The sequence below is a fragment of the Azospirillum formosense genome, assembly GCF_013340925.1.
In the GTDB taxonomy this organism is placed as follows: Bacteria; Pseudomonadota; Alphaproteobacteria; order Azospirillales; family Azospirillaceae; genus Azospirillum; species Azospirillum formosense.
This window is the reverse complement of the sequence record NZ_WHOR01000185.1, coordinates 1-11,540: the sequence shown is the minus strand read 5'-3', so window position 1 is coordinate 11,540 and position 11,540 is coordinate 1. Positions and strand designations below refer to the sequence as shown.

Genomic DNA, 11,540 nt, shown 5'->3' with positions numbered 1-11,540 from the left:
CCCTACCCCCGATACCCTGTGCAAGGCAGGCCCCAACCTTGCGACGATCAAGCTGCACGCCTGTTGAGGGGTGGCGCCGGTCCTTCGCCGTTTCCTGGCGTTTTTTGCCGGCGTCCAGTCCATTCGAATACGGAGATATTTCTTACAATGTGCGGCATCAGCGGGGAAATCCGCTTCGATTCTCGCCCGGCCTCCGCGTCCGCGGTCGGCTCGATGACCGAAGCCCTGGCGTTGCGCGGCCCCGACGGGCAAGGCGTCTTCGCCCATGGCCGGATGGCCTTCGGCCACCGGCGGCTGAGCATCATCGACCTGTCCGAGGCGGCGCAGCAGCCGATGACCGACCCCGAGCTGGGCCTCGGCATCGTCTTCAACGGCTGCATCTACAATTACCCGGAACTGCGGGCGGAGCTGGAGGCCAAGGGCTACCGCTTCTTCTCGCACGGCGACACCGAAGTCCTGCTGAAAGCCTATCACGCCTGGGGTCCTCGCTTCGTCGAGCGGCTCTACGGCATGTTCGCCTTCGCCATCTGGGAGCGCGACAGCGGGCGTGTGACGCTGGGCCGCGACCGGCTGGGCATCAAGCCGCTCTACCTGTCCGAGACGGCGGGGCGGCTGCGCTTCGCCTCGACCCTGCCCGCCCTGCTGGCCGGCGGCGACATCGACACCGCGATCGACCCGGTCGGGCTCTACCAGTATATGAGCTTCCACGCCGTCGTCCCGGCGCCGGGGACCATCCTGAAGGGCGTGCGCAAGCTGCCGCCGGCCACCCTGCTGACGCTGGAGCCGGACGGGCGCCGCATCGAGGAAACCTATTGGGAGCCGGTCTTCGGCCCGCAGCCCGGCGACGAGCGGATGTCGGAGGGCGACTGGCAGGACGCCGTGCTGTCCACGCTGCGCAAGGCCGTGGAGCGGCGTCTGGTCGCCGACGTGCCGGTCGGCGTGCTGCTGTCGGGCGGCCTGGACAGTTCGGTCATCGTCGCCCTGCTGGCCGAGGCCGGGCAGACCGGCCTGCAGACCTTCTCCATCGGCTTCGAGACGGTGGGCCAGGAGAAGGGCGACGAGTTCCAGTATTCCGACCTGATCGCCCAGCGCTTCCAGACCGACCACCACAAGCTGTTCATCGACAGCAACCGCGCCCTGCCCGCCCTCCAGGACTGCGTGCGGGCGATGTCGGAGCCGATGGTCAGCCACGACGCCATCGGCTTCTTCCTGCTGTCGCAGGAGGTGTCCAAGCATGTGAAGGTGGTGCAGAGCGGCCAGGGCGCCGACGAGATCTTCGCGGGCTACCACTGGTACCCGCCGATGATGGAGGCGACCGACCCGCTGTCCACCTACGCCAAGGTCTTCTTCGACCGCAACCGCGCGGAGATGGCCGAGGCGCTGAACCCGCAATACCTCGCCGACGAGGACGCGGCGAGCGCCTTCGTCGCCGCCCATTTCGCCCGGCCCGGCGCCGACCGCCCGGTGGACAAGGCGCTTCGCCTCGACACCACGGTCATGCTGGTCGACGACCCGGTGAAGCGGGTCGACAACATGACCATGGCCTGGGGCCTGGAGGGGCGCGTCCCCTTCCTCGACCACGATCTGGTCGAACTGGCCGCCCGCGTCCCGCCGGAGCTGAAGCTGCGCGACGGCGGCAAATACGTCCTGAAGGAGGCGGCGCGCAAGGTCGTCCCCTCCGAAGTCATCGACCGGCCCAAGGGCTATTTCCCCGTTCCGGCGCTGAAGTATCTGCGCGGCCCCTACCTGGAGCTGGTGCGCGACGTGCTGAACCAGCCCGCCGCGCGGCAGCGCGCGCTGTTCCAGCCGGCCTATCTGGACCGCCTGTTCAGCGATCCGGAAACCCACATCACTCCGCTTCGCGGTTCGAAGCTCTGGCAGGCCGCCCTGCTGGAGTTCTGGCTGCAAACCCACGGGATCTGAAACACCGCATGATGACGATGCAGAATCGCACCCAGACGCCTTTCCGGATCGAACGCGCCCTGGTCTCCGCCCTGATGGACGAGGACTCGCCGCGCCCGAACCGCCGGACGGGGGCCGGGCATCCCGGAGCGGAAAAGGGGCCGACGCCGCGCGCGGTGGTGAATTGCGGCTGGGGCCGCCTGCTCTTCGCCAACACCTTTCCCGACGTCGGCGAATTGATCGAGGCGATGCGCCAGGAGGGGCCGGGGCGGCGCGACATCGCGCTGTATCTGGAGGACCCGCATGTGGCGTTGTCCCAGGCGCCGACCGAGCTGTTCCTCGACCCCTCCCACACCTACCGCCTGCGGCTGGCCGGTTTCCGGCCGGGCGGCGAGACCCGCGGCTTCGCCATCGAGAAACTGCGCGGCCGCCAGGACGTGGATGCCGTGAACCGCATCTACGGCGCCCGCGGCATGGTCACCATGGACCCGGAACTCTGCTGGTCGGAGCGTGACAGCCGCGTGCTGACCCACCTGATCGCCACCGATCCGGTCAGCGGGGCGGTCATCGGCTCGGTCACCGGGGTGGACCATGTCCGCGCCTTCAAGGACCCGCAGAACGGCTCCTCCCTGTGGTGCCTGGCGGTCGATCCGCAGGCGGCCTATCCCGGCATCGGCGAGGCGCTGGTGCGCGCGCTGGCCGAGCATTTCAAGGAGCGCGGGCGCAGCTTCATGGACCTGTCGGTCCTGCACGACAACGCCAACGCCATCGCGCTGTATGAGAAGCTGGGTTTCCGGCGGGTGCCGGTCTTCGCGCTGAAGACCAAGAACCCGATCAACGAGAAGCTGTTCGCCGGTCCGGCGGTGGAGGCCAGCCTCAACCCCTACGCCATGATCATCATCAACGAGGCCCGGCGCCGCGGCATCGGGGTGGAGGTGGTGGACGCGGAGTCCAACCTGTTCCGTCTCAGCTTCGGCGGGCGCAGCATCCTGTGCCGCGAAAGCCTCAGCGAGCTGACCTCGGCGGTGGCGCTGTTCCGCTGCGACGACAAGGCGGTGACCCGGCGCACGTTGCTGCGGGCGGGCCTGTCGGTGCCGGACCAGATGACCGCCGACGGCATGGACGACAACGCCGCCTTCCTGGAACGCCACGGCAGCGTCGTGGTCAAGCCCGCCCGCGGCGAGCAGGGCCAGGGCATCACCGTGGACGTGCGCGATGCGGAGACTCTGGCCTGGGCCGTGGCCAAGGCGAAGAAGATCTGCGACACGGTCCTGCTGGAGCAGTTCGTGCAGGGCCAGGACGTGCGCATCCTGGTCATCGACTACCGCGTCGTCGCCGCCGCGGTGCGCCGCCCGGCGGAGATCGTCGGCACCGGCGAGCGGACGATCGCGCAGCTGATCGAGGCGCAGAGCCGCCGCCGCGCCGCCGCCACCGGCGGGGAAAGCCGCATTCCGATGGACGAGGAGACGGAACGTTGCGTGCGGGACGCCGGTTTCTCCATGGGCTCGGTCCTTCCGGAGGGGCAGACGCTGGCCGTTCGCAAGACGGCCAACCTGCACACGGGCGGCACGCTGCACGACATCACCGACCGCCTGCACCACCGCGTGGTGGAGGCGGCGGTGGAGGCGGCGCGCGCGCTCGACATTCCGGTGGTCGGCCTGGATCTGCTGATCCCTGACCTGCTGGGGTCCGACTACGCGATCATCGAGGCGAACGAGCGGCCCGGCCTTGCCAACCACGAACCGCAGCCGACCGCCGAACGCTTCCTTGATCTTCTCTTCCCCTACTCCGCGGTCGATCCGCGGGCGTGACGTTCAGGAGGTGGTATGGAGCAGGCAGCCTTGACGCGGACCGGAATCGTCCGTCCGGTCATCGACATGGACTATCTGACGGGCCTTCTCCGCCGCCTGCTGGAGATCCCGAGCCCGACCGGGTACACCGACCAGATCGTGCATTTCTGCGGCGACGAGCTGCACCGTCTGGGCATCCCCTTCGAGCTGACCCGGCGCGGCGCGATCCGCGCCGATCTGGCGGGGCGGCAGTACAGCCCCGACCGCGCCGTGGTCGCCCATCTCGACACGCTGGGCGCCCAGGTGAAGATGCTGAAAGCCAATGGCCGGCTGGAAGTCGTGCCCATCGGCACCTGGTCGGCGCGCTTCGCCGAGGGGGCGCGCTGCACCGTCTACACCGACAAGGGCAGCTACCGCGGCACCATCCTGCCGCTGAAGGCGTCCGGCCACACCTTCAACGAGGAGATCGACACCCAGCCGGTGGCCTGGACCAATCTGGAGATCCGGGTGGACGCCCGCTGCGAGACTCTGGCGGAACTGCAGGCCCACGGCTTCAACGTCGGCGACTTCGTGGCCATCGACCCGCAGGCGGAATTCGACGCCAGCGGCTTCATCAACTCCCGCCATCTCGACGACAAGGCGGGTGTGGCGGTGATCTTCGCCGCCGCCAAGGCGGTGCTGGACGCCAAGCTGCCGCTGCCGGTGGACTGCCACCTGCTGCTGACCATCTCCGAGGAGGTCGGCTCCGGGGCCTCGTCGGTGCTGCACAAGGACGTGGCGGAGATGGTGACCATCGACAACGGCACCACCGCCATGGGCCAGAACAGCCGCGAGTTCGGCGTCACCGTCGCCATGGCCGACAGCACCGGCCCCTTCGACTATCACCTGACGCACAAGCTGCTGTCGCTGTGCCAGCAGCACGAGATCGAGCACCAGCGCGACGTCTTCCGCTATTACCGCTGCGACAGCGCCGCCGCCATCGAGGCCGGCAACGACATCCGCACGGCGCTGGTCTGCTTCGGCATCGACAGCTCCCACGGCTACGAGCGCATCCACGCGGACTCCCTGCGCTCGCTGGCCGAGCTGATCGCCCTCTACATGCAGAGCGACGTGGCGATCCCCCGCGACCGCGTCGGCATGGGCCCGATGGGCGCCTTCCCCTGGCAGCCCACCGCCCCCGCGAAGGTTACGGAGGAATAGGCCCTCTCCCGCCCCGGGAGAGGGTGGCGCCGTAGGCGCCGGGTGAGGGTAAATCCAAGGATCAAGGCGCCTTTTCTTGGCTTTACCCTCACCCTTCCCGCGCTTTGCGCGGGCCCCTTCCCTCTCCCGGGACGGGAGAGGGTTTCACACCGCAAATCTCCTTACTCCCCCGCCGCCAATTCCGGCCGGGGCGGCCCCACGGGGTCGAGCGGGGTGACCGTCGGCGTCGTCTGTGGCAGCGGGCGGAAGCTGGCCTGCGCCTCGGCGGGCGGCGGCGGACGCATGCGCGTGCGCCACAGGCCGTAGAGCGTCGCCGAGCCCGCCCCGGCCGCGATGAAGCCGAACAGCGCCTCCGGCCCGGCGAAGCCCATGGCGGCGGACGCCAGCGGCGGCCCGATGATCGCCCCCACGGAGTTGGCGAGGATCAGACCGCCGCTGACCGACACCACATTGTCCGGCCCGGCGTGGTCGTTGGTGTGGGCGGCGCAGACCGGGTAGAGCGTGAAGGCCAGCCCGCCGAAGAACGGCGCCACCAGCAGCAGCGTCTCCTGCCGGCCGCTGCCCTCCGCCAGGATCATGCCGACACTGACCAGAGCCAGCGCCGCCGACAGGCCGATGATGACGGCGCGCCGGTCGAAGCGGTCGGACAGCCGCCCCAGCGGCCATTGCAGCGCCACCCCGCCCAGGATCAGGGTGCTCATGAACAGCGCCGTCCCCGACACCCCGAAGCCGGAGGCCGCGCCGAACACCGGGGCAAGGCCGTAGATGGAGCCGGTGACCGTCCCGCTGATGAAGACGCCGACGACGCCCAGCGGCGACGCCTCGTACAGCCGCCGCAACCCGTAGGATTCCACGTTGGGCAGGGTCGGCGGCGTGGTCCGGGTCAGCGCCACCGGCACCAGGGCGAGCGTCAGCAGGATGGCGATCAGCATGAAGATGCGCACGCCCGCCGCGTCGTCGAGCTGCAACAGCTGCTGGCCCACCGCCGAGGCGGCGTAGAGCGTGACCATGTAGAGCGACAGGATCTGCCCGCGCGTCTCGTTGTTGGCGGTGCCGTTCAGCCAGCTTTCGATGCAGATGTAGAGGCCGGCCATGCAGAAGCCCTCGGCCAGCCGCAGCACCGTCCACAGCGGCACCGCGGCGAACAGGGCGTGCGACAGCGCCGCCGCCGAGAGGACGGAGGCGAAGGCGGCGAAGGCGCGGATGTGGCCGACCCGCGTGATGACGCGGTGGGCGAACAGCGAGCCGCCGGTCAGCCCGGTGTAGAAGGCCGCGGTGATCAGGCCGACCGCGACCGCGCCGGACTCCGTGCCGGCCAGCCGCAGGCCGATGAGCGTGCTGAGCGCGCCGTTGCCCAGCATCAGGAATGCGACCCCGAGCAGGAGCGAAAGTACCGACCGTGCAACCTGCGGCATGTGTCCGACCACCTGTTCCTTTCACGGAAAAACCGGCGCCGCATCCCGGAGGCCACGGCGCCGGCCCTTGGATGGCACCCGCCGGATGGCGAATCAACCCTTGTAATTCGCGGATTCGGTGGCGTCCCAGCCATTCCACAGAAACGCAGAAGAGGTACCGCTGGGGGAGCAGCGATACCTCTTCCGGTTGAGCGCTTGGTCGTCTTGGGGCGGCTTGCCCGGTGTCCGGCTATTCGGCCGGGGTGGCGATCAGCGTCTCAGGCAGGGTGTCCTTGCGGATGCGCAGGAGTTCCTTCCACTTCTTCAGCGCGGCGATCAGGATCACGAAGCCCAGCGACAGCATGATGATCGAGATGCCGGCGTTGAAGACGTTGTAGCCCTTGGCCAGCGGGTTCAGATAGACGTTGGTGATCATCCAGTAGCCGGCGTAGTTCACCGTGACGAACAGGTAGGCCAGCGGGACGAGGCAGGTCAGCATGTAGACCCGTTTCTGGCCGAGGCGCAGGATGATCGTGGCGCCGATGATCAGGCCGACCGAGGCCATGAGCTGGTTCGACACCCCGAACAGCGCCCACACCGAGTTGATGTCGCCCGACGTCAGCAGGTAGCCCCAGGCCACGCAGGCCAGCACGCTCGCGGCGATCGAACCGGGCACCCAGTCGAGACGCTTCAGCGGGGCATAGAGGTCGCCACCCAGGTCCTGGATCAGATAGCGAGCCACGCGGGTGCCGCTGTCCACCGCGGTCAGGATGAACACCGCCTCGAACATCACGACGAACTGGAAGAAGTAGGAGGCCAGCGTGCCGAACCACGGGATGCGGGTGAAGATTTCCGTCATGCCGACGGCCAGGGTCACAGCACCACCGGTGCGGCCGTAGAGGTCGAGGCCGATTTCCTGGCTGAGCCGCGGCAGATCGACGACCTGCATGTTCAGGGCCTGGAAGGCGGCGGGCGAGGAGTTGATGGCGAAATAGTCGGCCGGGTGCAGGGAGGTGGCGGCGATCAGCGCCATGACGCCGACCACGCATTCGGCCAGCATGCCGCCGAAGGCCACGGTGCGGATGTCGCTCCATTTGTCGATCAGCTTCGGCGTGGTGCCCGAGCCGATGAAGGCGTGGAAGCCGGAGATGGCGCCGCAGGCGATGGTGATCGAGATGAACGGCCACACCGGGCCGGCCAGCACCGGGCCGCCGCCATGGATGAAGTCGGTGAGCGCGGGGAAGCGGATTTCCGGGTTGATGAAGACGACGCCGACGACGAGCGCGCCGAACACGCCGATCTTCATGAAGCTCGACAGGTAGCCGCGCGGGGTCAGCAGCATCCACACCGGCAGCGCCGTGGCGAAGAAGGCGTAGATCGGCAGGATCAGCGCGACCGTCTCGGCGTGCAGCGTCAGCCAGCTGCCCAGCACCGTGCCCTGGATGTAGGGGCCGGCGAAGACGGAGGCGGCGATGGCGGCAATGCCGACCTGCGTGGCGCCCTTGGACGAGCCGGTGATCTTCTCGTAGAGGCCGAGCGCCACGGCGATCGGGATCGTCATGAAGACCGCGAAGGCGCCCCAGGCGTTGCGCTCCAGCGCATGGACGACGACCATCGACAGGCCGGCCATGGTGATGGTGATGATGAACAGCATCGCCAGACCGGTGCACCAGCCGGCGACCGGGCCGAGTTCGGCCTTCGCGACCTCCGACAGGGACTGGCCCTTGTGCTTCATCGAGGCGAACAGCACGACGGTGTCGTGCACCGCGCCGCCGATGACGCAGCCGATCAGCAGCCACAGGAAGCTCGGCAGATAGCCGAACTGCGCGGCCAGCACGGGACCGACCAGCGGACCGGCGGCGGCGATCGCCGCGAAATGCTGGCCGGCGTTCACCCACTTCTTGGTGGGAACATAGTTTCGCCCGTCGGCCAGGATGTGGGGCGGCGTCACCTCGGAATCATCGGCACGGAGCACCTTGCGCACAAAGAACACGCCGTAGAAGCGGTAGCAGAGGGCGAGGATGCAGAGTGTCGCGATCACAAATGTTAGGGCGTGATCCATGACAGCTCTCCTTGGAAGGAACTGCCGTCACGTTAGGCCGGGTTTCATCCTCCGTGTGGCGCCCTCCCCGGAGCGGCACCATGGCGTGGCGAGCGGTCGGAATGCGGGGGCAAGCGGCGGACCGGCGTTACAGCCCTTCCGGCCAGCGATGGCGGAACCCCACCTCCCGTTCCAGGAAGCGGGCGCAGCGCAGCAGCCGGTCCTCCTCGTAGGGGCGGGCGATCAGTTGCAGGCCGATGGGCAGGCCGTCCGCCGTCCAGCCGCAGGGGATCGACAGGCAGGGGAAGCCGATCAGCGACACCGTGTAGGTGATCGCCAGATAGTCGATGATGGTGGACAGGCGGAAGCCGTTGATTTCCGTCACGTCGCCCTGGGCGTTGGGGAAAGGCGGCACGCTGGCGCTCAGCGTCATCAGGATGTCGTGGTCGTGGAAGAAGGCGGCGAAGCGGCGGTAGAGGGCGCTGCGCTGGGCCTCCGCCCGCAGATAGTCGGCGGCGGTCAGCCCCTTGCCCCGCGCGATGTTCCAGGCGACCGACGGGCTCAGCCGGTCGCCGTCCTGCTCCAGCGTCCGGCCGTAGGTGTGGAAGATGTGCGCGGCGCGCAGCGTGCCGAAGGCGGCGCTCGCTTCCCGGCAATCGGGTGTGGCCTCCACGAACGCCCCGAAGCGGCCCTCCAGCCCGCGCATCACCGCCTCGAACCGCTCGGCCAGCCCGAGGTCGATCAGGGCGGAGCCGAGGTCCGTGCTCCAGGCCACCCGCAGCGACAGCGGGTCGAGGGCGTCGAGGTCCGGCACCGTCCATTCCGGCACGGGAAGGGAGGTCGGGTCGCGCGGGTCCGGCCCGCTGACGGCGGCCAGCGCCAGCGCGGCGTCGGCCACATCGCGGGCGAGGAAGCCCTGCGTCGCCAGCCCGTCCCAGGCCAGCGCGCGGCCCGGGCTGGGGATGCGCCCCGGCGTCGGGCGCAGCCCGACCACCCCGCAGAAGCTGGCCGGCGTGCGCACCGAGCCGCCGAAGTCGGTCCCCTGGGCCAGCGGCACCAGCCCGGCGGCGACCGCGGCGGCGCTGCCGCCGCTCGACCCGCCGCTGGTCTTGTCGTGGTCGTAGGGGTTGGCGGTCGGCCCGCACAGCTCGTTGCCGGTGATCGCGCCGAAACCGAATTCCGGCGTGTTGGTCTTGCCGACGATGATGGCGCCGGCCGCCTTCAGCCGGGCGACGCTGAGGTCGTCGGTGTCGGGGACCAGGTCGGCGTAGAGGGTGGAGCCGTAGGTGGTGCGCAGCCCCGCCGTCAGCGTCAGGTCCTTCACGCCCACCGGCACGCCGTGCAGCGGGCCGAGCGGCGCCCCGGCCTCGACCCGCCGGTCGGCCTCCTCCGCGGCGGCGAGGGCCGCGTCGGGGGCCACCGTGATGAAGGATTTCAGCCCGCCGTCCAGCGCCGCGATGCGCTCCAGGCTCGCCGCCACGAGGTCGCGTGCCCGGAAGCGGCGGGTGCGCACACCCTCCGCCATGTCGGCGGCGCTGAGGCGGAACAGGTCGGGAGCGCTCATGGTCATGATCTCCGGTTGCGACGGGCCGAGTTTAGAACGGCAAAACCGGGGCGGGCGAGCCCTTGGGCCGAGCCGGGGCGGGCAGACCGCAGGGCAGGAACGCGCCGCGCCCCGGCTCGGCCAGCAGTTCGCCGTCGCGGCAGATCACCTCCCCGCGGGACAGCGTGACGACCGGCCAGCCGGTGACCTCGATCCCCTCATAGGGCGTGTAGTCCACATTGTGGTGCAGGATGCCGTTGGTGATGGTCACGGTGCGCGACGGGTCCCACAGGGCGATGTCGGCGTCCGCCCCAACGGCGATGGTGCCCTTGCGCGGGTGCAGGCCGTACATGCGGGCGGGGTTGGCGGACGTCAGCTCGACGAACTTGGTCAGCTCCATCCGGCCCTTCATCACGCCCTCGGAGAAGAGCAGCGGCAGGCGCGTCTCGACGCCGGGGATGCCGTTGGGGACGCAACGGAAGGGCGCCTGCTCGCCATGCACCTTCTTCCCGCCCGGCCCGTCGAAGCGGAAGGGCGCGTGGTCGGAGGAAAAGACCTGGAAGGCGCCGCCGGTCAGCCCGTCCCAGATCACCCTCTGGTTCGCGGCGTCGCGCGGCGGCGGCGAGCAGACGCACTTGGCGCCCTCGAACCCCTCCCCGCCCAGATCGTCGGCGGTCAGGAACAGGTATTGCGGGCAGGTTTCGGCGTAGATGCGCAGGCCGCGCCCCTGCGCCCAGCGGATCTGCTCCACCGCGTCGGCGCCGGAAACATGGACGATCAGGATCGGCACGTCGACCAGCTCGGCCAGCGAAATGGCCCGGTGGGTGGCCTCGCGCTCCGCCACGCGGGGGCGGGAGACACCGTGGAAGAACGGTGCGGTCTGGCCGGCGCGTTCCAGCTTCTCGGTCAGCCAGGCGATGCAGTCGGCGTTCTCCGCGTGCATCATGACCATGGCGCCCTCGGACCGGGCGATGTCCAGCACCTCCAGGATCTGGCGGTCGTTCAGCTTCAGCGCGTCGTAGGTCATGTAGATCTTGAAGGACGTGTAGCCCTCGCGGATCAGCGCCGGCAGCTCCTGGCCGAGCACCTGCTCGGTGGGGTCGGTGACGATGAGGTGGAAGGCGTAGTCGATCAGCGGCTTCCCGGCGGCGCGGCGGTGATAGTCGTCCACCGCGGCGCGCAGCGTCTTGCCCTTCTCCTGGCAGGCAAAGGGCAGCACCGTCGTGGTGCCGCCGAAGGCCGCGGAGCGCGTGCCGGTTAGGAAATCGTCGGCCATGACGGACTCGTCGCCGGTCGGCTGGTCGAAATGGACGTGCCCGTCCACGCCGCCCGGCAGGACGAGCAGCCCGGCGGCGTCGATCTCCTCCCGCCCGGCGGCCAGCCCCTCGCCCAGCGCGGCGATCCGCCCGCCGCGCACGCCGACGTCGGCCTTGAACACGTCCGACGCGGTGGCGACCGTGCCGTTGCGGATGACCAGATCGAAGTTCATGGCAACCCTCATGTTGGATGACCAGTTTGTTCCCTCTCCCCTCCGGGGAGAGGGTTAGGGTGAGGGGGCAGCATGGGCGAAAGCCCATGCCAGGGGATGGCGAAGGGGCAGTATGCCCCTTCGCGGTGCGCACGCGCACCGGCCCCCTCACCCTCCCCGCCGCTTGCGCGACGGGTCCCCT

Annotated in this window: 6 protein-coding genes and 1 pseudogene; 3 read left to right on the top strand and 4 right to left on the bottom strand. The window is 69.4% G+C overall.

The features are described 5' to 3' along the window. The first annotated feature begins 147 nt into the window (after positions 1-147). The 3 genes from GBZ26_RS20605 to GBZ26_RS20595 are packed head-to-tail and all read left to right on the top strand — an operon-like array spanning position 148 to position 4,892. Positions 148-1,923: an N-acetylglutaminylglutamine amidotransferase gene (locus GBZ26_RS20605; RefSeq protein WP_174440448.1), complete on the top strand. Its 1,776-nt coding sequence runs from the start codon at positions 148-150 to the stop codon at positions 1,921-1,923. An 8-nt stretch (positions 1,924-1,931) separates the two neighbouring features. Beyond that, positions 1,932-3,713 (top strand): N-acetylglutaminylglutamine synthetase, encoded by a 1,782-nt coding sequence (ngg, locus tag GBZ26_RS20600; protein WP_174440447.1) that lies wholly within the window; start codon positions 1,932-1,934, stop codon positions 3,711-3,713. Between the two features lie 30 nt (positions 3,714-3,743). Further along, the gene (locus GBZ26_RS20595) at positions 3,744-4,892 is read left to right on the top strand and encodes an osmoprotectant NAGGN system M42 family peptidase (protein ID WP_425514947.1); all 1,149 of its coding nucleotides are present in this window, start codon (positions 3,744-3,746) and stop codon (positions 4,890-4,892) included. A 161-nt stretch (positions 4,893-5,053) separates the two neighbouring features. Here GBZ26_RS20595 and GBZ26_RS20590 read toward each other — a convergent pair whose 3' ends face one another. The 4 genes and pseudogenes from GBZ26_RS20590 to hydA all read right to left on the bottom strand — a co-directional run. Next, positions 5,054-6,307 carry an MFS transporter gene (locus tag GBZ26_RS20590; RefSeq protein WP_174440445.1) on the bottom strand — a complete coding sequence of 418 codons (1,254 nt, stop codon included), beginning with the start codon at positions 6,305-6,307 and terminating at the stop codon, positions 5,054-5,056. Between the two features lie 229 nt (positions 6,308-6,536). After that, a complete protein-coding gene (locus tag GBZ26_RS20585) occupies positions 6,537-8,348 on the bottom strand; it encodes a carbon starvation CstA family protein (RefSeq protein WP_174440444.1) in 1,812 nt (603 codons plus the stop codon). 127 nt (positions 8,349-8,475) lie between these two features. Next, positions 8,476-9,891 (bottom strand): amidase, encoded by a 1,416-nt coding sequence (locus tag GBZ26_RS20580; protein WP_174440443.1) that lies wholly within the window; start codon positions 9,889-9,891, stop codon positions 8,476-8,478. Between the two features lie 31 nt (positions 9,892-9,922). Next, positions 9,923-11,380: pseudogene (hydA, locus tag GBZ26_RS20575) on the bottom strand (dihydropyrimidinase); the annotation flags it as partial. Positions 11,381-11,540 lie beyond the last annotated feature (160 nt).